The sequence below is a fragment of the Streptomyces sp. NPDC060232 genome (genome assembly GCF_042726555.1).
GTDB lineage: Bacteria > Actinomycetota > Actinomycetes > Streptomycetales > Streptomycetaceae > Streptomyces.
In genome coordinates this window covers 40,148-59,488 of record NZ_JBHXAG010000011.1, presented here as the reverse complement: position 1 = coordinate 59,488, position 19,341 = coordinate 40,148, and the positions used below count along the sequence as shown (strand labels likewise).

The 19,341-nt window shown below is 72.3% G+C and carries 22 protein-coding genes and 1 pseudogene; 14 read left to right on the top strand and 9 right to left on the bottom strand.

The genetic code is table 11. The features are described from left to right. Positions 1-50: 50 nt before the first annotated feature. Positions 51-842, bottom strand: coding sequence for an SDR family NAD(P)-dependent oxidoreductase (locus ACFWFZ_RS17795; RefSeq protein ID WP_387123306.1), 792 nt, complete (start codon positions 840-842; stop codon positions 51-53). Between the two features lie 148 nt (positions 843-990). On the opposite strand from ACFWFZ_RS17795, the gene ACFWFZ_RS17790 reads away from it, so the two are divergent. After that, a complete protein-coding gene (locus ACFWFZ_RS17790) occupies positions 991-1,563 on the top strand; it encodes a TetR/AcrR family transcriptional regulator (RefSeq protein ID WP_387123304.1) in 573 nt (190 codons plus the stop codon). Between the two features lie 86 nt (positions 1,564-1,649). Here the strand turns inward: ACFWFZ_RS17790 and ACFWFZ_RS17785 are convergent. Beyond that, positions 1,650-2,176, bottom strand: a pseudogene (locus ACFWFZ_RS17785) (NUDIX hydrolase family protein). A gap of 219 nt (positions 2,177-2,395) precedes the next feature. Here ACFWFZ_RS17785 and ACFWFZ_RS17780 point away from each other — a divergent pair. Continuing rightward, entirely contained in the window at positions 2,396-3,616 is a 1,221-nt protein-coding gene (locus ACFWFZ_RS17780) for a cytochrome P450 (protein WP_387123302.1), read from the top strand. A gap of 110 nt (positions 3,617-3,726) precedes the next feature. Beyond that, entirely contained in the window at positions 3,727-4,680 is a 954-nt protein-coding gene (locus ACFWFZ_RS17775) for an AraC family transcriptional regulator (RefSeq protein WP_387123300.1), read from the top strand. Between the two features lie 10 nt (positions 4,681-4,690). Here ACFWFZ_RS17775 and ACFWFZ_RS17770 read toward each other — a convergent pair whose 3' ends face one another. Both ACFWFZ_RS17770 and ACFWFZ_RS17765 read right to left on the bottom strand, forming a co-directional pair. After that, positions 4,691-5,065 carry an STAS domain-containing protein gene (locus ACFWFZ_RS17770; RefSeq protein WP_387123298.1) on the bottom strand — a complete coding sequence of 125 codons (375 nt, stop codon included), beginning with the start codon at positions 5,063-5,065 and terminating at the stop codon, positions 4,691-4,693. A 128-nt stretch (positions 5,066-5,193) separates the two neighbouring features. Then, positions 5,194-5,985 carry a peptidoglycan recognition family protein gene (locus ACFWFZ_RS17765; protein ID WP_387123296.1) on the bottom strand — a complete coding sequence of 264 codons (792 nt, stop codon included), beginning with the start codon at positions 5,983-5,985 and terminating at the stop codon, positions 5,194-5,196. A 193-nt stretch (positions 5,986-6,178) separates the two neighbouring features. Between ACFWFZ_RS17765 and ACFWFZ_RS17760 the strand changes: the two genes are divergently transcribed. Next, complete coding sequence (locus ACFWFZ_RS17760) at positions 6,179-6,829, top strand: hypothetical protein (protein ID WP_387123294.1); 651 nt, start codon at positions 6,179-6,181, stop codon at positions 6,827-6,829. After that, the gene (locus ACFWFZ_RS17755; protein ID WP_387123292.1) at positions 6,822-7,211 is read left to right on the top strand and encodes a hypothetical protein; all 390 of its coding nucleotides are present in this window, start codon (positions 6,822-6,824) and stop codon (positions 7,209-7,211) included. Before ACFWFZ_RS17760 ends, ACFWFZ_RS17755 begins: the two co-directional genes overlap by 8 nt. A gap of 3 nt (positions 7,212-7,214) precedes the next feature. Here ACFWFZ_RS17755 and ACFWFZ_RS17750 read toward each other — a convergent pair whose 3' ends face one another. The 4 genes from ACFWFZ_RS17750 to ACFWFZ_RS17735 all read right to left on the bottom strand — a co-directional run bounded on the left by ACFWFZ_RS17750 (position 7,215) and on the right by ACFWFZ_RS17735 (position 10,240). Beyond that, complete coding sequence (locus tag ACFWFZ_RS17750; RefSeq protein ID WP_387123290.1) at positions 7,215-7,640, bottom strand: hypothetical protein; 426 nt, start codon at positions 7,638-7,640, stop codon at positions 7,215-7,217. A gap of 17 nt (positions 7,641-7,657) precedes the next feature. Beyond that, positions 7,658-8,005 carry a hypothetical protein gene (locus ACFWFZ_RS17745; RefSeq protein WP_387123288.1) on the bottom strand — a complete coding sequence of 116 codons (348 nt, stop codon included), beginning with the start codon at positions 8,003-8,005 and terminating at the stop codon, positions 7,658-7,660. A gap of 178 nt (positions 8,006-8,183) precedes the next feature. Next, complete coding sequence (locus ACFWFZ_RS17740; RefSeq protein WP_387123286.1) at positions 8,184-8,666, bottom strand: DedA family protein; 483 nt, start codon at positions 8,664-8,666, stop codon at positions 8,184-8,186. A gap of 443 nt (positions 8,667-9,109) precedes the next feature. Beyond that, positions 9,110-10,240 carry an NADH:flavin oxidoreductase gene (locus ACFWFZ_RS17735; RefSeq protein WP_387123285.1) on the bottom strand — a complete coding sequence of 377 codons (1,131 nt, stop codon included), beginning with the start codon at positions 10,238-10,240 and terminating at the stop codon, positions 9,110-9,112. Positions 10,241-10,370: 130 nt separating this feature from the next. On the opposite strand from ACFWFZ_RS17735, the gene ACFWFZ_RS17730 reads away from it, so the two are divergent. The 5 genes from ACFWFZ_RS17730 (at position 10,371) to ACFWFZ_RS17710 (ending at position 13,893) form a co-directional block, all read left to right on the top strand. Further along, the gene (locus tag ACFWFZ_RS17730) at positions 10,371-10,910 is read left to right on the top strand and encodes a MarR family winged helix-turn-helix transcriptional regulator (RefSeq protein WP_387123283.1); all 540 of its coding nucleotides are present in this window, start codon (positions 10,371-10,373) and stop codon (positions 10,908-10,910) included. 168 nt (positions 10,911-11,078) lie between these two features. Beyond that, positions 11,079-11,795 carry a helix-turn-helix transcriptional regulator gene (locus ACFWFZ_RS17725; protein ID WP_387123281.1) on the top strand — a complete coding sequence of 239 codons (717 nt, stop codon included), beginning with the start codon at positions 11,079-11,081 and terminating at the stop codon, positions 11,793-11,795. Positions 11,796-11,827: 32 nt separating this feature from the next. Beyond that, complete coding sequence (locus ACFWFZ_RS17720; RefSeq protein ID WP_387123279.1) at positions 11,828-12,352, top strand: DUF3291 domain-containing protein; 525 nt, start codon at positions 11,828-11,830, stop codon at positions 12,350-12,352. 87 nt (positions 12,353-12,439) lie between these two features. After that, positions 12,440-12,853, top strand: a complete 414-nt coding sequence (locus tag ACFWFZ_RS17715; RefSeq protein WP_387123277.1) for a hypothetical protein — start codon at positions 12,440-12,442, stop codon at positions 12,851-12,853. A gap of 164 nt (positions 12,854-13,017) precedes the next feature. Next, positions 13,018-13,893, top strand: coding sequence for an alpha/beta hydrolase (locus ACFWFZ_RS17710; protein ID WP_387123275.1), 876 nt, complete (start codon positions 13,018-13,020; stop codon positions 13,891-13,893). A 230-nt stretch (positions 13,894-14,123) separates the two neighbouring features. Here ACFWFZ_RS17710 and ACFWFZ_RS17705 read toward each other — a convergent pair whose 3' ends face one another. Further along, the gene (locus tag ACFWFZ_RS17705; RefSeq protein WP_387123273.1) at positions 14,124-15,245 is read right to left on the bottom strand and encodes a nucleotide disphospho-sugar-binding domain-containing protein; all 1,122 of its coding nucleotides are present in this window, start codon (positions 15,243-15,245) and stop codon (positions 14,124-14,126) included. Between the two features lie 359 nt (positions 15,246-15,604). Between ACFWFZ_RS17705 and ACFWFZ_RS17700 the strand changes: the two genes are divergently transcribed. The 4 genes from ACFWFZ_RS17700 (at position 15,605) to ACFWFZ_RS17685 (ending at position 19,320) form a co-directional block, all read left to right on the top strand. Further along, complete coding sequence (locus tag ACFWFZ_RS17700) at positions 15,605-16,384, top strand: alpha/beta fold hydrolase (protein ID WP_387123271.1); 780 nt, start codon at positions 15,605-15,607, stop codon at positions 16,382-16,384. Between the two features lie 209 nt (positions 16,385-16,593). Continuing rightward, positions 16,594-16,836: a protealysin inhibitor emfourin gene (locus ACFWFZ_RS17695; RefSeq protein WP_387123269.1), complete on the top strand. Its 243-nt coding sequence runs from the start codon at positions 16,594-16,596 to the stop codon at positions 16,834-16,836. A 133-nt stretch (positions 16,837-16,969) separates the two neighbouring features. Then, positions 16,970-18,448, top strand: coding sequence for an RNB domain-containing ribonuclease (locus ACFWFZ_RS17690; protein WP_387123267.1), 1,479 nt, complete (start codon positions 16,970-16,972; stop codon positions 18,446-18,448). 44 nt (positions 18,449-18,492) lie between these two features. Then, a complete protein-coding gene (locus tag ACFWFZ_RS17685) occupies positions 18,493-19,320 on the top strand; it encodes a hypothetical protein (protein ID WP_387123266.1) in 828 nt (275 codons plus the stop codon). The last annotated feature ends 21 nt before the right edge of the window (positions 19,321-19,341 follow it).

Genomic DNA, 19,341 nt, shown 5'->3' with positions numbered 1-19,341 from the left:
AGCACTAGGGTCTGTATCGAGTTGCTCCACGGGTCGACTCGATACAGACCCTAGCGGCGTGCGCGCTGGGCGTCGACGATCTGTCGCACGGAGCCGTCGATGTCCGTCCGCGCCTGGATCCGCTCCGCGAAGCCGGGGAACTGCCCCGCTATGGCGCTGAGCAGCCTCAGCTCCAACGGTGCCACGTTGACCTCGCACAGGTCGCGGCGGACGGCCCGTACGACGCCGTCGGCGACCTGCCCCGGCGTGACGGTCCGGATGCCGTTCGGGGTGGCGGCACCGGTGGCCGCGAACATGCCGGCGTCGCGGACGAAGCCGGGCTGGACCAGGGACACCCCCACCCCCGTGCCCTTGAGCTCCTGGCGCAGGGCGAGGGCGAAACCGCGCAGCCCGAACTTCGTCGCGTTGTACAGGGAGGTCGACTTGGTCGCGGCCTTGCCCGAGATGGAGCCGACCAGCACGATGTGGCCGCGGCCGCGGGCCACCATGTGTTCCGCGAGCAGCCGGGACAGCAGGACCGGTGCCCGCAGGTTGACGTCGAGGGCGCGGTCGAGCTGCTCCTCGGTGTAGTCGAGGAGGTCGCCGCTGGCGGGCAGGGCGGCGTTCGCGACGAGAACGTCAGACTCGGCGCAGGCCTCGGCGAGGCGCACGACATCCGACCGGACGGCGAGATCGGCGAGCACGGTCCGGGCCCCGCAGGCGTCCGCAGCGGCTTCCAGCGCGGCCTCCTGCCGACCGGTGACCGTGAGGCGGGCCCCCTGCGCGGTCAGGCGCGCGGCCAGGGCGGCGCCGATGCCTCCGGTGGCCCCGGTGAGCAGAACGTTCGATCCGGACATCTCCACGGCGACTCCCGTACGGCGTTGCGGCGTTCTTCCACTGTTCGTTCGAACGAACAGTAGGGATCGCGTGGTTGCTTGTCCACACCCCTCCCGTCCCCAACTCCCCGGCCCCACGCGGCGGCCGCGTCGGCCGATGGGGCAGAATGCGGACATGCCCACCGCTTCCGCCACCCGCCAGAGCATCATCGACGCCGTACTGCGGATCATCGGGCAGGACGGCATCGCGGCCGTCACCAACCGGCGGATCGCCAAGGAGGCAGCGGTCTCCCTGGGCTCCGTCACCTACCACTTCGCCACCCAGCACGAGCTGTTGCGCGAGAGCCTGCTGCACTTCGTGGCCGAGGAGACCCGGCACTTCACGGCGCTCGCCGACGAATGCTCCGACGAGCACTTCGACATCGGCCGGGCGGCCGAGGTGGTCGCGCTGGTCGCGGGCGGCAACGCCTTCGACAGCCGCCACATCGCACCCTTCGAGCTGTACGTCCAGGCCGGCCGCGACGAACGGCTGCGTGCCGCCGCGGCCGAGTGCTTCGCCGCCTACGACCTGCTGGCCACGCGGATCCTGACCCAGCTGGGCGTGCCGGACCCCGAACGCCTGGCCGGTGCCGCCGTGGCCCTGGTGTTCGGGCAGCAGCTGCGCCGCCTGGCCACCGGAGCCCCCGCCGAAGACCTGGTCGACACGCTGCTGATCCTCACGAACTTCACCCCGGCGCAGACTTCCTAGTCCAGTGCGGTGCCCGAAAGGTTCACCGGGTCACGGTGCCCGGAGAACCTTTCCGACCACAGCGTCGGCCGAGGGTGCGGCGCGGCTCAGTACGCGAGTCCCACGTGCGCGAGGGCCTGCTTCAGCAGCACCGCGTGGCCGCCCGGCATCTCACCCTGCACGGCCGCCGAGGCCGCCTCCTGCGGGCTGAACCAGACCAGGTCCAGGGCGTCCTGCCGGGGCGGCAATCACCCGTCACCGGCACCACGTAGGCCAGGGACACCGCGTGCTGCCGCGGGTCGTGGAACGGGGTGATGCCGGCCGTGGGGAAGTACTCGGCCACCGTGAAGGGCTGGAGCGAAGCCGGTACCAGGGGCAGGGCCACCGGACCCAGGTCCTTCTCCAGGTGCCGCAGCAGCGCGTCACGGATCCGCTCGTGGTGCATGACACGGCCGGACACCAGCGTCCGGCTGATCGTTCCCTCCGCGCCGATCCGCAGGAGCAGTCCGATACTGGTGACTTCGCCGGTGTCGTTCACGCGCACGGGAACAGCCTCGACGTACAGGATCGGCATCTGAGCCCTGGCCATGTCCAGCTCGTCACTGGTAAGCCAGCCTGGCGTGGTTTCGGTCATGTCAGCCATTTCTTGATCATACTTTCCGCAGTGGGCTTGGCCCAGATCGTGCGTCCATCGGAAATCGAGCGGCCGCCAGGTTGTCACCGACGCCCCCAGTTGGCGAACCGTCATCCCGTTGCGACGGCTCGTCCTCCATGACCGAAAAGCAGCATTCATGGAGACTCGGGCGCATATCCTCACTTCCCATGGAGAGGGTGACCTATTCCGGGAGGCACGATGAGTGAACGGCCGGTCCTACTTCCCTACGCCGACCAGGATTTCCTCGCCGACCCCTTCCCGCTCTACGGGAAACTGCGCGAGGACGGCCCCGTACGCCGCGTCGTCGTCGCGGGCGGCCTGGACGCCTGGCTCGTCACCCGCTACGAGGACGGACTCGCGGCCCTGTCCGACCCCCGCCTCAGCAGCGACGTGCGCGACGCCTCGGACCGCCGGCTCCTGGCCCAGCTGCCCGAAACCGAGCGCGAGTCGATGCTGAGCAACATGCTCCGCAGCGACCCGCCCGACCACACCCGCCTGCGCCGCCTGGTCTCCAAGGCGTTCACCGCCCGCAGGGTCGCGGAGATGCGGCCCCGGATCCAGGCCATCACCGACCGCCTGCTCGACTCGGCCGCGCCGGCCGGCCGCGCCGACCTCGTCGCGGACTTCGCCCTGCCGCTCCCCGTCACCGTCATCGGCGAACTGCTCGGCGTGCCGGTGGACGACCAACACGAGTTCCAACGCTGGACCGACCGCATGATCATGCGGGGTGCCGAGCCGCCGGACCCCGCCGTCGTGAACGAGGCATGGCAGCACATGCGCGCCTACGTCACCGACCTCATCCGGGCCAAACGGGCCCACCCCGGCGATGACCTGCTCAGCGGCCTGATCACCGCCCGGGACGAGGAACAGCGGCTGAGCGAGGACGAGCTCATCGCCATGGTGTTCCTGCTGCTGGCCGCCGGCTACATCACCACCGTCAACCTGATCAGCGGCGGCATCGCCATGCTGCTCGCCCACCCCGGCCAGCTGGACCTCCTGCGCTCCGACCCCGAACTCCTGGGAAGCGCCGTCGAGGAGTTCCTCCGCTACGACGGCCCCGTGAGCCCCGGCATCGCCCGCTTCGCCCGCGAGGACGTCGAGATCGCGGGCGTGACCGTCCCGCGCGGCGCGACCGTCCTGATCGCCTCGGCCATCGCCGACCGCGACCCGGCACGGTTCCCGGACCCCGACCGCCTCGACATCACCCGGCAGGACAACGCCCACCTCGCGTTCGGCCACGGCGTCCACTACTGCCTGGGAGCCCCGCTGGCCCGGCTGGAGGGGCAGATCGCGATCGGCACCGCCCTGCGCCGACTTCCCGGGCTCGCCCTCGCCGTGGAGCCCGACGAGATCCGCTGGCGCTCCGGTGGCCTGCGCGGCCCCCTGAGCCTCCCGGTGACCTTCCGCCCCGGCGGCTAGGGTCGCGAGCCCGGCATGATCCATGAGACACCGCCGCGGCCGCCGGCCACCGCATACTGGAGGCTCCTGCCGCCGGCAGGCCGTGCCGAACGTCTGCGAGGGAGAGCCCGATGACCAACCTCTTCTTCGAAAGCGGGAACCTGGAGGCCACGGAGGCGTTCCTGTCCGCCGCGTACACCCCCATGCAGATCGGCGGGCGCCCCGCGGACACCCGCGCGCGGATCTCCCGTACCGAGGCCGGCGGGCTGAGCGTGGACCGCCTGTCCTTCGGCTACACGATGGGCTACGACGCCGGCTGTCTCGGCAAGGTGTGCCTGGTGACGATGCACAGCGGAACCATCGTGGACACCACCGGCGGCCGTGAGGAGGTCTTCGGCCCCGGGGAGACCTTCCTCCTGGCCCCGCACGACCGCCCGTACACGGGGCAGGTCCGCGAAGCCCGGTACACGATCACACTGTTCGACCCCCACCTGCTGGGCCGGGTGGCAGCCGGTCCCGGTGGGAAGGACGTCCGGATCACCGGCGCCCGGGCCGTCGGCCCCGCCGAGAACCGGCGGCTCGGTGCGGCCGTCGCCTACCTCCGCGACCACGTACTCGACGACAGTGCCGCGTCCGCCGATCCCGACGGGCTGGCCGTCTCGACCGCCGCCCAGCACCTGGCAGCCACGGTCCTGGGGACCCTGCCGAACACCGCCCGCGGTGACACGGCCACCCCGCGGGACTCGCGCGACGCGCACAGCGACACCCTGCGCCGCGCCGTCGCGTTCATCGAGGCCAACGCCCACCGCGACATCACTCTCTCCGACATCGCCGCCTCGATCCCGGTCACTCCGCGCGCGGTGCAGTACGCCTTCACCCGCCACGCCGGTACGACGCCCCTCGGCCACCTCCGTACGGTCAGGCTGGCCCGGGCCCATGCCGAGCTGCGGTCCGCCGACCCGGCGGGCGCCACGACCGTCGCCGGTGTGGCCGGCCGATGGGGCTTCGCACACCAGGGCCGCTTCGCCGCCGCTTACCGGCAGGAGTACGGCGTGTCGCCCTCCGTCACGCTGAGATCCGGCTGAACGGCCATGGTCAGTGGGCCGCGTCGGCCGAACCGCCGGGGGTTGCGGGGAGGGAGAGGTCGAACAGGGCGTCGGTGCCGGTGATGCGCAGCAGGCGGTGGAACTGCGGGCCGGGATCGGTGAGGGTCAGGGTCCGCCGGTTCTGCTCGCACAGGGATCGCGCGTGGAGCAGGGCGTTGAGTCCGGCGGAGTCGCAGAAGTCGAGCCGCGAGAGGTCGACGACGACCCGCTCCGGAGCGGTGGGAGCGGTACACGCCTCCTGGAGCGCCGTGCGCAAGGGGCCGACGTGGTCGAGGTCCATGTCGCCGGTGAGGATGATGACGCTGCAGTCGGCGCGGGTGGCGAGCGTGACGCTGTGCGGGCCGCGGGCGGCCAAAGGGTTCATCTCGGTCCTGCCTTCGGGTGCGCGGACGGGCCTCGGCAGCGGCCGCCCGCCCCGACGCTATCCGGGCGGGCGGGCGCGCACAGCTCCTCAGGCGAAAGCATGCGGGTGTTCGTTTGGCGGACAGTCGGTCAGGACAGCAGGCCCGCCGGCAGGTACTCCCCGAGCGTCGGGGCCGGCCGGCCGGTGGCCTGGCGGACCAGGTCCCACACCGGGTCCTCCTCCGGGTCCGACAGGGTCGTGCCGAGGCGGGTGGCGACGTCCTTGCGGAGGTTCGGCAGCAGGGCGTACAGGCGGTCGCCCGGGCAGGACGTGGCGTTGAAGTCGCGGTGCCCGTAGATCTCGGACGCGGGCAGGCCGTACTGGTCGCAGATGTGCGCGCACAGGTCGGCCAGCGCCGCGTACTGCGCGGCGGGCGGGGCCTGTGAGGTGTAGGTGCCCTCGTTCTCGATGCCGATCGACACCGTGTTCTGCCCGACGCAGTGCGCCGCGCGCACCTGGCGTGTGCCGGTGCGCAGCTCCGCGAGGCTGTTGTGGCGGCCCTCCATCACGAACGCCCCACGGCTGATGGTGAAGTGCTGACCGGTGTCGATCCAGCCCTGAGCGTCCATGTGGTACGTCTGGATCGCCCGGGCCAGCGCGAAGGCCCGCTGTTTCGTATAGTCCGTCACGTTCGCCGTCGCCGTGTGGTGGACGACGATCCGCTCCGGGCGGTTGGCGAGGACCACGACGGGCTCGGACGCGGCCCGCGCACCCCAGGTGGCGCAGGCGATGATGTCCGGGCCGGCGGCCGCGTACGCGCGCCCGGCCGCGGCGGGCAGTGCCGCCGCGGTGGCCAGGGCGAACGCCCCCGTGAGGACTGACCGGCGGGAGTACCGGCCCGTAGCGGGTGCCGGCGGATGGTGCGGTGCGCGGAGGGTCATACGGTGCCCGTTTCCGTAGGAGGCTGCCCATTCAAGGGAGCCCGGCCGCACCGGTCGCGCAGACACACCGAGCGGCAACCGGATGCTCCCCGACCGGCCGTGGCGCCGACGCGCGCGACCGACCTCCCCCCCCGGCCGCGACGGCGCTCGCCGCGGGGCGGTTGGATGGTTCGCGGACTACGAAGGGGGAAGAGTGGCACTGCATCCTGAGGGCGTCTACGCCAGCGGACCGATCGCACACCTCGTCGGGCTCGCGGCCGGCGGACCCGATGCGCTGGAGTGGGAGGTGCTGCGGCTCGCGCGGATCACCCAGGCCAACCACTGGGACGCGACCTGGCGGGGCACCGTCCAGACCCACGCCTCCCAGCTCGACCATATGGCCGCGACGTTCAGCGAGGAGTTCTTCGCGACGTGCCCGCAGGACGCGCGGCGGGCATGGACCGCGGCCGCCGGAACCAGACCCGTGCCCGAGTTCATGACCGCGCTCGCGATGCTGCTGCGGCTCTCCGACCGCGAAGGGACCGCCGGATACGACGAGGTTCCGCTGGCCGCCTGGGAGGTGCGGGCCCGCTTCCCGCTCCTGCTCGACCTGGACGCGTGGGCGTACGACGGCGAACACGGCTCATACGAGGAAAGCCTGCTGGCCTTCATCGGAGCCGAGCACCCCTACTGCCACTACGAACTGATCCCCCGTCTGACCCAGGCGCTGGAGGCGCGGACGCTCGGCACGCACTCCGACGCCTTCGCCCGGTCATTGCGGACCCTGGCACCGGCCGCGACACCGGAAACCCTCGACACCCTCGCCCGGCTGACGTTCGCCCACATGTCGGAGCACCATGGCTGACCGGCTCGCCCCGCCCACCACCCTCAACGACCAGGACGCGGTCCGGGACGTGGCGGGGCTCGGTGACGGCCGGGTGCTCGTCACCCGCCGGGACGTGGCGGTGGAGTGCCGGGCCGCTGACGGTTCGGTCCTGTGGACCCGTGCCCGCGCCGTCGCCGTACGGTGGCTGGGCGTCGGCTCGGCGCAGCTGCGCCAGCAGCTGGCCCAGTGCGACCGGCTCGGACAACCCGCCTACCTGGAGTCCAGCAACATCACCAACATCCCCTTCTGCGAAGGGCTGGGCTTCCGCGTCACCGGCGAGATCCGACTCCCGGGCGGCGGCCCGACCTTGTGGCCGATGCGGCGCGAACCCGCTCGCGCGGACGACCGGAACGCCGCCTGAGACTCAGGTCTGACACTGCTTCGTCGCGGCGGGGGACCAGCCGCTCCAGGCGGCGCCGTCGGCCCGGGCGTGAACGCGGATCTCGACCTTCACGGGGCCGCACACCCGGGTGCTGCTTCCCACTTCGAGAGGGCCGACGGACTCCCCGGCGCGCACGTAGGTGCGGCCACTGCCCAGCTTCTCCCAGTGACCGCCGTCGACGACGCGGAAGAAGGCCTCGTAGGCGACGTTGACTCCCTTGCTCCCGGTGTTGCGCGCCTTGATGTACGCCGTGATCTCGCGCGTGGGGAACCGGCCGGCGGATCCCCGCTGGGCGCTGATGCACCCGTTGACGGCCACCCGGCCGGTTGACGTTCCGCCGCCGCAGGCGACCGCCGCGGCGTCCGCGGTGGCCGGGACCGCCAGGACGGTCAGTGCTGCCGCGGCCACGATCGCTTTGATGCGCCTCAGATGCAACGCTCCATGCCCTTCGCCGAGTCCGTCGAGTCCGCTCTCTCGGAACAGACCATGGCCCGTGTCGGGCCCGAGGGGCAGGGGCTCGCTGGATTGTTCGCCCGAACGGAGTCGTCGGAGGCCTCGCGGGCGACGCGCCGCAGCTCGACGCCCCCGTACCGCCAGCCGGCGGGAGCGGCCCAGTGCGGATGGGCGCACAAACGGCCGGACAGCGCGATCAGCCGCCGCCGCAACAGGGCCGTCCCGCTTCCGACGGGCACCTGCGCGAGCTCGGCGTAGGTACGCTGCCACGCCGCCTGTAGCGCGACGAGATCGTCGGGGAACCGGAGTGGTGCCGCCACCCCGTCATTGCAACACATGTTCGATTCGCTGCGCGAACACCGCGCCCGGTTGAGGTGTCGAGAGCGGCGGGGTCGGCTCCACCGCCCGGACACCGTCCTCGGCACGGTCCGCCAGAGGGGCCGGGCATCCCCGGAGGCTTCCGCCTTCCTCCCCTCGGCCCAGCCGCGTCGGCCGGGCTTACGTCTCGTCGGCCGCGGTGTCACCGCAGGACGGCGCCGCCCTTCTTCTGCGGTACACCACCACCCCGCACGCCGCGAGGAGGAGGACGGCCACGGCGGACGCGCCCAGGGCCGGCCGCTGGGAGAAGAGCCTTCCCAGTACTTCGAGGACGCCGAGCCCCGCCGTCGCGTAGATCAGAGCCCAGGCGGCTCCGCCCACGAACAGGGCGGGGAGGTAGCGCGGCAGGGGCATGCGCATGCTGCCCGCGAGGAAGTTGGCGGCGGTCTGGAAGCCGATGGTCAGGAAGGAGACGGCCACCACCGGCGCGCCCCACCGCTGGATCGCCCGCTCGGCGCGCTGGAACTTCGGCGTGGAGATCCGCCCGGCGAGCCGGCTGCGCCGGGCGCCGGCGCCGGCGAGCCACCCGACGGCGAACGTCCCTCCGGCGCGGAGCAGGACGATGACATACAGGGCGCCGGCCGTGAGCGCGATCTTATCCACGGGGCATCGTCCCGAACTCCGGACCGCACCCCGGCATGCCCATCACCGGCATGGCCGGCCCGCCCCGGCGGGCGTACGACGCGCACAAGCCCGGTCACCACCTCTCACCTGCGCCCTGCCTCTGCGCGTTCCGCCGTCTGGGTTGCCTCCTGCGGCACCCGGCCCTGGCCCGGTACACAGACGCGTCAAACGAGGTTAGCCTAACCGAACACGCATACGGCATGCCGGGCTCCGCGGGATTTGCGAGGGCGCTGGCGTGCCGCTTGCGCCCCGGCCCGCGAGGAGCCGGACGGCGACCGGCCCGCCGCGCGTCGGCGCGTACCGCATCGAAGCGCGCGATGCGGGAAGGGCTGTCGCGCAGCAAGCGCCACGTCTGAGCCGAAGCGCCCCGGGGCGTCGGTGGAACCGGCGTCCCGGGGTATGGGCAGCCAGGCGGCTTGCCGCTAGCGGCTGAGCGAACGGAGGGCTGCCGCGTCGTACGGCTTCAGCTCGTCGAAGCGGTTGCCGAGGACCTTCGCCGCCCACTGCGGGTCCTGGAGCAGCGCCCGGCCGACGGCGACCATGTCGAATTCGTCGCGCTCCATGCGGTCCAGGAGGTTGTCGATGTCGCCGAGCGCCGCACCCTCGCCGGCGAAAGCGCGGATGAAGTCGCCGTCGAGGCCGACCGAGCCGACCGTGATGGTCGGCCGACCGGTGAGCTTCTTGGTCCAGCCCGCCAGGTTCAGGTCCGAGCCCTCGAACTCCGGGATCCAGTAGCGCCGGGTGGAGGCGTGGAACGCGTCGGCGCCCGCCGCGGCCAGCGGGGTCAGGATCGCCTCCAGCTCCTGCGGGGTCTGCGCGAGCCGGGCGTCGTAGGCCTCCTGCTTCCACTGCGAGTAGCGGAAGATCACCGGGAAGCCGGCCGAGACGCGGTCGCGCACCGCTGCCACGATCTCCGCGGCGAACTTCGTACGGGCCACCGCGTCGCCGCCGTACGCGTCGGTGCGGCGGTTGGTCCGCTCCCACAGGAACTGGTCGAGCAGGTAGCCGTGGGCGCCGTGCAGTTCGACGCCGTCGAAGCCGATCCGCTCGGCGGCCGCGGCGGCGTCGGCGAACGCGCCGATGACATCGTCGAGGTCGGTGCGGGTCATCGCCTTGCCGGTCCCCTCGGTGCCGTCGACGCGGATGCCGGAGGGGCCGACGGCGGGCGCGTCGGCGTACGGGGCCTCGCCCTGCTTGCGCACCATGCCGATGTGCCACAGCTGCGGAACGATCGTGCCGCCGGCCTCGTGCACGGCCGCGGCGACCTTCGCCCACCCCGCCAGCTGCTCCTCGCCGTGGAACCGCGGCACCCGGTCGCTCTGCCCGGCGGAGTCGTGACCGACGTAGGTGCCCTCGGTGACGATCAGGCCCACGCCTGCGGCGGCCCGGCTGGCGTAGTACGCCTGCACGTCCTCGCCGGGCACGCCGCCGGGGGAGAACATCCGCGTCATCGGCGCCATCGCGATGCGGTTGGGGACGGTCAGACCGTTCAGCGTGACGGGCCGGGAGAGGATCTCGGCCGCGCGGGAGGCGGTGGACGTGGTGACGGACATGAGGGTCCTCCGGTGTGAGGCAGGGGTTCGTCGGGCGACAACGAGGAGTGCATAGTACACACGCTATGTATCATGCATATTGCTACGGGGCCCGGACCGGGGAGGTCCACCGGCCCGCCGGTCCGCGATAATGGAGCGCCGGAAGGGAGCGGGAGGCGCAGTGCTGGAAAAACTGGAGCGGGAGCTGATGCTGCTCTCGCGGCACCAGGTGCTGGCTCGGCGCGAGCGCGACGCCGAGCGCCTGGAGCGGTCCGCGTACCTGCTGCTCAGCCGGATCGACACCCAAGGCCCCATGTCCATCGGACAGTTGGCGGAGGCCTTCGGCCTCGACACCTCGACCGTGAACCGCCAGACGGCCGCGCTGCTGCGCTGCGGACTGGCCGAGCGCGTCGCGGATCCGGACGGCGGCATGGCCCGCAAGCTGCGCATCACCGCCGAAGGCGGGCGCCGGCTCGAAGGGGACCGTGAGGTCAACCGCTCCTGTCTGGCGCGGGTGGTCGCCGACTGGTCCCCCGAGGACGTGCGGGAGCTGGCGGACGCCCTCGTCCGGCTCAACCGCAGCGCCGAGGCCCTCGAAGGGCGGCACTGGCCACGCACGGAGGAAGACGACGCCGCGCCCTCCTGCCGCCTGCCGGCCGCCCCGCAGGAACAGACGCCCCCCGCACCGTAGGCCGGAGGCCGTCGGCGTGGAGTCGGCGGTGTCGTGCCGGTGGGAACACCGTTCTCGCGGAGCGACTCGGCCCCGACTCCAGCAGGTTCTCGACCCTGGTCGCCGAACCCGCGGAGCGGGTCGCGTCTGCCTTCTATCTCCAACCCGTGTTGTTTCTAGAATGGCAGGGTGGAGGACATCGATGTGATCGCGGTGCTGCAGGACCCGGTGCGCCGCCGACTGTACGAGTACGTGGCCGCCCAGGGGCGCGAGGTCGGGCGCAATGAGGCGGCCGAGGCGGCCGGGGTGGCGCGGACGCTCGCCGCGCACCATCTGGACCGGCTGGCCGAGGCGGGGCTGCTGGAGAGCGGCAGCCGTCGCCTGACCGGACGCTCGGGTCCGGGGGCGGGCCGCCCGGCCAAGGTGTACACGCGGGCGCGCGTCGAGCGGTCGGTCTCGCTGCCCGCCCGCGACTACCGCACCGCCGCCGAGCTGCTCGCCGAGGCCGCCGAGGAGGCCGGGCTGGATGCCGGGCTCTGCGCGGCCGCGCGCCGTCGGGGCGAGTCCCTCCGCGGGGCGACGGAGCCCTGCGGTGGACTCGAAGAGGCCATGGAGGTGCTGGCCTCCCGCGGCTACGAACCGCACCTGGAAGGCGGCGAAGGCGGCGAAGTCGGCGACGGTGGCGACGGTCGCGAGGAGGGAAGGGGCGGCCGGGGGCGCGTCGTGCGTATGCGCAACTGCCCCTTCCATGCCGTCGCCGAACGCTTTCCCCCGCTCGTCTGTGGCATGAACCTCGCCCTGCTGGAGGGGCTCCTCGGCGTCGACGGTCCGGTCCGTGCCCGCATGGACGCCCGGCCGGGGGAGTGCTGCGTCGTGGTCGAAGCTTCTAAAAACAATGAGCATTGACATAGAAATGGGGTGCGTGCTGGGATGAGGCCATGACCACACCCGCGCATGCCTTCCACCTCGCCCAGCTCAACGTCTCCACGCTCCTCCACCCCCTCGACGACCCGCGCATCGCGCCCTTCGTCGAGCTGCTCGATCCGGTCAACTCCGCCGCGGACGGAGCGCCCGGCTTCGTGTGGCGGCTCGTGGGAGAGGGCGAGGCCGACGCCACCGGACTGCGCCCGGCGGGCGAGGACGTCATCGTCAACCTGTCGGTGTGGGAGACCCGGGAGGCGCTGTGGGACTTCGCCTACCGCAGCGGGCACCTGGAGGTGGTGCGGCGCCGTCGCGAATGGTTCGAGCGGCACGTCCAGGCGCACCTGGTGCTCTGGTGGGTGCCGGCCGGGCACCTGCCGACCGTCGGCGAGGCGCTGGAGCGCCTGGGCGACCTGCGAGCGCACGGACCGTCGCCGCGCGCGTTCACCTTCGCCTCCTCGTACACCGCCGCCGAGGCGGCCTCGCACCTCGGGGCCCCGCGCACGAAGCCGGTCGACGAGGCGGAGGCGGCGGCGGTCTGAGGCAGCCACCGCGCCCACACCTGCCCACCTCGCTCCATTCCTCTCGGGTCGCCCCGCGCCGCGCCTGAAAGCACGATGGGAAGGGTGATGACCGTGCTGGTGGTCGGCGTGCCGGAGGGCGAGCAACTGGAACTGCTCCGCTCCGGCATCCAGCGCAACCCGCACTTCCAGGTCGTGTCGCACGCCGACGACTCCGACATCGCGCTCGCGCACGCCCGGGTCCTGCTGCCCGACATCACCGTCCTGTCCCTGCCTGCCGGTGTCGACAGCATCGACTCGGACCGTGAGGTCCTCCGCGTGTTCCGCGGCGTGCGGGGCCTGGACCCGCCGAGCGGGGTGGTCCTGCGGACACCCTCGGCGCGTGTGCCCCGTGCGGTGTCGGGCCTTGAGGTCGAGGGAGCCGTCCACGTCGTGCGCGAAGGGGACTTCGAGGCCCTGATGCGGGCTCTGCGCACGATCGGGCTCCGCCGGGCCAGCTGCGACCCCGACGAGATGCCCTGACCCCCGACGAGATGCCCGGAAGCGGACGGCTCCGTACCGATTGGTCTGACGATCATTCCCTGCGTACTGTCCCGAGGGGACTCCGGCAGGAGCTCGCTGCCACCCGATGCCCACCGGTCTCCCGGCGATTCCTCGTAGCCGATAGAGAGTGAGCGATCAGACAGATGCAGCCGACCCCGACGTTCGTGCTGGTTCACGGCGCCTTCGCGAACTCCTTCTCCTTCGCCCCGCTCCAGGCCGAACTCGGCCTTCTCGGCCACCGTTCCGTAGCCGTCGACCTCCCAGGCCACGGCTTCGCGGCGAGCTACCAGCGCGCCTATCAGGCGCCGCAGGACCTCGAAGGCCTCGCCGCGGCGCCCGGATCGATCCGGGGCGTCACGCTCGCCGACAACGCCAAGCACCTGATCGGCATCCTGGAACGGGCCAAGCAGAACGGCCCGGTGATCCTCGTTGCGCACAGCCGCGGCGGAATCACGGCCACCGCCGCCGCCAACGCAAGGCCGGACCTGATCGACCGCATCGTCTACGTCGCCGCCTGGGCCCCGGTCGACCTGGAGGTCGGCGACTACTACGCCGAACCGGAGATGGCCACGGTCGACGCGGCCTCCCTGAGTCTGGCGCTGGCCGGGAACCCCGCGGAACTCGGCCTGCTGCGCGTCAACTTCCGCACGGCGGATCCCGCGGCCCTCACCGCGTTCAAGGCGGCCTTCCTCGCCGACGGCACCGACGAGGAGTTCCTGACCTTCCTCAACACCTTCCAGCCCGACGAGAACCTCGACGTCGGCACTCCGGCCGACCGGGCGCAGGCGGCGACCTGGGGCACGATCCCGAAGACCTTCGTACGCCTGGCCGACGACGCGAGTCTGCCGCTCGCCCTGCAGGACCGGCTGATCCGCGAGGGCGACGCCCTGACGCCGGACAACCCGTACGAGGTCCACACCCTGGCGGGCAGCCACCTGAAGTGGCTGGTCGACCCGGCCCCGGCGGCCCAGGTCCTCGGGGGACTCGCCGCGCTCACGGCGTCGACCACCTCTTCCTGACCGCAGCCGGGTGAAGCGTGTTCCGGCCGGGATGCCCGTGCTCGGCGTGCCCACGGCCCTCTCCAGCGCCGCCCCGTCCATCCGGGACAGCCAGCCACGCCGCGGTGTACCGGCCACAGCACCAGCGGATCTTACGGAGTGTTTCGCCGATCAGGGGCGGACCGCCCGCGGCGCCCGGACGGAGTTCCCCGTCCGGGCTCCTTCGGGCCTCGCCGATCGTGTGGCGAGGCTCAGGCGGCGGCCAGGGCCTCCAGGGCGGGGACCGTTTCGGCCGGGCTCGGCAGTGCGGCGTTCTCCGCACGGAGGCGTTCGGCGGCCTCGTGCAGGGCCGGGTCGGCGATGAGCCGTGTGAGGAGCGCGGGATCCACCTCGTCGGAGGTGGAACGCAGGGCGGCGCCCGTCGCGGTGAGGGCATCGGCGTTGGTGAAGTGGTCGGCACCCTGGGGGAGCAGGAGCTGGGGCAGGCCGGCCTGGAGAGCGGTGAGCAGGGTTCCCGAGCCGCCGTGGTGGATCAGCGCGTCGGAGGCGGTCAGCAGCTCGGCCAGCGGGACCCACGGCAGCGGGCGGACGTTGTCCGGAAGGGTACCCAGCGGCGCGAGGTCGGCATTGCCCACCGCGAGCAGGAACTCGGCGTCCACCGACGCCGCCGCCTCGACCAGGCGGACGATGGCGCGGACGCCGTCCAGCTCCGAGAACACCGTGCCCAGGGTGACGGCCACGCGCGGGCGGGTACCGCGGCGGAGCAGTTCGAGGGGAACGATGCCGCCCCCGTTGTACGGAACGTAGCGCATCCGCAGGCCGCCCGGGTCGCCGCCAAGGGAGGCGGGGACGATGTTCAGCGCGGTGGACTCCGCGGGGCCGTCCACCCCGTACGTCTCGTACGCCTCGGTGAAGTTGGCCGCGAGTCGGCCGACCATGTCGTGGCCGGAGGTGACGCCGAAGTTCTGGATCACCGACGGGATCTTGAGCTTGGCCGCGACCAGTGGGGCAGAGGCCTGGAAGGAGTCGTAGACCAGCAGGTCGGCGCGCCAGCTTTCGGCGGCTTCGAGCAGACCGCCCACGGTGGAACGGGAGACGAGCGCGAAGCCGTGCGCCGCCCGGTCGAGGATCTGGTCAGGGGTCAGGTCATGCGCGACGTAACGCACCTCCTCGTCCGTGGACGCTTCGAACACGTCCCGGATACTGCGGCCGTCGCCTATCTCGACGAGCGGGAAACCCGCCTGGCGCAACTGGTGCAGCGGCTGCGAGCCGGCGAACAACACTTCGTGGCCGGAGGCGCGTAAGGCCTGCGCCGTCGGGATCATCGGAAAGAGGTGCCCGGCCGAGGCCGGGCCGGTGAAGAGTATGCGCACTGCTTCTCCTTGCCCATGGTGTGCCGGTCGGGGACGGGCCGTGCGGGCTCGCCCCCGGTTCCACCCCTTGAACTGACGGGACGGCGAGCGGTGTTCCCCGGTGGAGATCGAAAACCAGACGTTCTGGGAGGACCGTGGGCAAGGCCCGGCCCGATCCGCTCTCGGGACGACCGGTCCTGCGTGGCCAGTGCCGGGACCGCGAAAGTCCACTCGCGCACGTCCAGTACGACCCGTGGTCCTCCGCCTCGCGATGCCATGCCACCGAACGCCGCGGCCCGGGCAAACCTTGCGGACCCGGCACTAGGGCCTGTATCGAGTTGCCCCGCGGGGCAACTCGATACAGGCACTAGCATGAGGGGATGGAGACCCGAGCAGGTCAGGTGGTGGTCCACTGCGTGGAGCACGGAACCGGCCGGCCCGTGCTGGTGCTCCACGGCGCCGGAGTCGACCACCGGGAGGCCGAAGCCTGCTTCGAGCCGGTTCTCGACGGTGTCGCGGGGCTGCGGCGCGTCTACCCCGACCTTCCCGGAATGGGCCGCACGGCCGCCCCCGCGACGCTGCGCAGCGCGGACGACGTCGTCGACACGCTGCTCCGCTTCGCCGACGCGGTCACGGGCGGGACCGCGTACCTCCTCGTCGGCCACTCGGCCGGCGCGTACTTCGCACAGGCGATGGCCGCCCGGCGGCCGGCGCGGGTGGCCGGCCTGGCGCTCGTATGCCCGTTGCTGCCCGGCGTGCGCGACGTCCCGGACCACCGGGTGGTCGCCGGATCGGGCGAGATCGGCGACGACGTCTTCCGGAGTTACTTCGTGATCCAGACACCGGAGATGCTCGAACGGTACCGACGCCACGTCGAGCCGGCCGCGGCGCTCGTCGACGAGGCGGCGCTCAGGCGCATCGGCGAACGCTGGGCTCTGACACCCGGCCGCGCGCCCGCGTACCCGGGCCCGACGGCGGTCGTGGCCGGGCGGCTGGACTCGACGGTCGGCTACGCCGCAGCCGTCGACCTCGTCCACCACTACCCGCACGCCTCGCTCGCCGTGGTCGACGACGCGGGACACGCCCTGCCGCACGAGCAACCGGAACTCCTGCGCGCCCTCCTCGCGGACTGGCTCGCCCGCGTCGAGCGCTCCCTCTGACCGGCCGGGTCCGTGTGCCGCCTGCACGCCTGCACGACACCTCCCTGATCCGGTCGGTTCCGGCAACTACGGCCGGGCAGCGGCGTTTTCCGGACGTTTGTGGGGAACGGGCCCTGCCGGGTGACAGCGGGCCGCGCTTCGGGGCATGCGCGGCAGTGGCTGCCGACGCGCAGACCGTGTGCCACCCCAGCGAACAGGAAGGAACGGCCATGCTGATAACGGTCACCCGCTCCGGAGGCTTCGCCGGCCAGGAGAAGCTCAGCGCACTCGACACGTCCGGCCGCACGGACGCCGCGGCCCTCGAGGAGCTCGCCAAGCGGGCCGTCACGCCCGTCGCGGACGGCTACCGCTACCGGATCACCGTCGACGACGAGGTACTCGACCTCCAGGACCCCTGTCTGTCCGACGCCCAGCGCACACTGATCCGTACCGTCCTCGGCGTGGGCGCCTGACCGGCCCACCACGGGCCGGGCACACCCCCGCGCGCCGACCGGCGGCGGCGCGCCCGGCTTCCACCGGGGCCCGGCTCCACCCGGACGGATCGCCCGCCGTGCCGGGGCGCGACCGCCGCCCTACGCTCGGGGCATGCCACGCCGCCCGATGCGCATGTCCGAAGCGGCCAAGGCCGCGCTCGCCACCGCCTTGAACAAGCTCCGGACCGATCTGCAGGCCCGCACGGTCTTCCCCGATCCCGTGCTCGCGGCGGCCGAGGCAGCCGCCCGCGCGCCCCGGCTGCCCGACAAAGACGCCACCGACCTGCCGCTCTTCACGATCGACCCGCCCGGGTCCAAGGACCTCGACCAGGCCATGTACCTTGAGCGGCGGCCCGGCGGAGGATTCCGCGTGCACTACGCCATCGCCGACGTGGCCGCCTTCGTCACCGCCGGCGACGCGCTGGACGCCGAGGCCCACAAGCGGATCGTGACGCTGTACTTCCCCGACGGCAAAGTGCCGCTGCACCCGCCCGTCCTTTCCGAGGGCGCGGCCAGCCTGCTGCCGAACCAGAAGGTCCCCGCCCTGTTGTGGGAGCACGACCTCGACGCCCACGGCGAGGTGACCAGGTCGTCCGTGAGCCGCGCCCTGGTCCGCAGCAAGGCCAGACTCGACTACGCGGGCGTCCAGCAGGCCATCGACTCCGGCACCGCCGAGGAGTCCGTCGCCCTGCTGCGCGACATCGGCACCCTGCGTGAGGCCGTCGAGGCCGAGCGCGGCGGCATTTCGCTCAGCCTGCCGGACCAGGAGGTCACGTTCGAGGACGGATCGTTCCGGCTGAACTACCGGGCCGCACTGCCCGTGGACGGCTGGAACGAGCAGATCTCCCTCCTGACCGGCATGGCCGCGGCCACCATGATGCTGACCGGCGGTCCTGGCATCCTGCGGACCCAGGAGCAGGCCCCGACGCACGAGGTCGCGCGCCTGCGCCGGATCGCCCAGGGCCTCGGCATCGACTGGCCGCACCACGTGTCGTACGCCGAGCTGATCCGCTCGCTGAATCCGCACGACCACCAGCACGCGGCCTTCCTCCACGAGGCGGCCGGGGCCCTGTTGCTGAAATCGGTCTACCGGTACTTCCCCGACCACGACCACATCCCCGCGCAGACGGTCCACGCGGCGATCGCGGCACCGTACACGCACTGCACGGCGCCGCTGAGGCGCCTGGTCGACCGGTACGCCGGCGAAGTGTGCGTGGCCGCCGGCGCGGACCAAGAGGCGCCGGAGTGGGTGCTCGCTGCCCTGGACGGCCTGCCGGACACGATGGCGAAGGCGAAGGGGGGTGCGGCGGACCGGCAGTCCGTGGACCTGGTGGAGGCGGCGCTGCTCATGGATCGGGTGGGAGCAGCCTTCGACGCCGTGGTCGTCGACACGGACGCGGAAGAGACCCGACCGAACCCGCGGGAGGGGCAGGTTCAGCTGGCGGAGCCCGCCGTGCTGGGCAGCGTCACGTCCGCCGCCGCCGACCTCAAGCTCGGCGCGAGCGTGCGGGTCAAGCTCGAACGGGCCGACCCTGCCTTCGCCGACAAGAACAAGCGGGTCCTCTTCAGCCTGGTGCAGAGCGAGAGCTGACCCCTCGCCGGCTGCGGGTGGCCGGGCTGACGTAGCGTTCGGGCATGAGTACGCCCCCGCCCCAGCAGCACCCCGGCCCGTACGGGTCCCCGCGGCCCGCCCCCCAACAGCCCTACCCGGGCCAGCCGTATCCGGGCCAGCCGTACCCGGGTCAGTCCTACCCGAGCCAGCCGTACCCGCCGCAGTCGTACTCCGGCCAAGGCGCATGGGGGCAGCCCCCGATGGGTCCGCCGCAGCGCAGGAACCGGACGGGCATGGTGATCGGGATCGCCGTGGGCTCGCTGGTGGTGCTCGGCGTCCTCGGGTTCGCGGTGAACCTGCTGACCGGAGCCGCCGGCGGCTTCCCCGAGGCCACCCACCGCCTCACCGTTCCCAAGACCCTCCTGGACGGCGAGTACCAGCTGGACCAGGACCTTTCGGCCACCGCCGGTGAGGAAGCCCTGAAGGGCACGTACGACTCCAGGATCCGCGACCCGAAGCCGGTCGTCGGCCAGTACACCTCCAAGTCCCCGCAGGGAACGGGCGCCCTCGTCATCTCGGGCATGTACGGCCGGTTCAAGGATCCCGCGAGCGCGCGCAAGAAGATGCTTGAGGGAGCCGAAGACTCCGAGGGCGCGACGGTGGCGGTCCCCGCGAGGGACATCACGCCCGTCGGTTCCGACATCACCCTGTCCTGTCAGGTGCTGACCGTGCAGCAGGGCGGGGCCGAGGGCTCCCTGCCGATGTGCGCCTGGGCGGATGCGAACACCGGCGCCTCGGTCGGATTCGTCACCCCGGAGACGGCGCAGCAGAAGCCCGCTTCCGTCGACCTCGCCACGTTCGCCGAGGCCACCCTCAAGGTGCGCGCCGAGTCCCGGCAGCCGATCGGCTGAGCGCCGCCGGCGCCGGGGCCG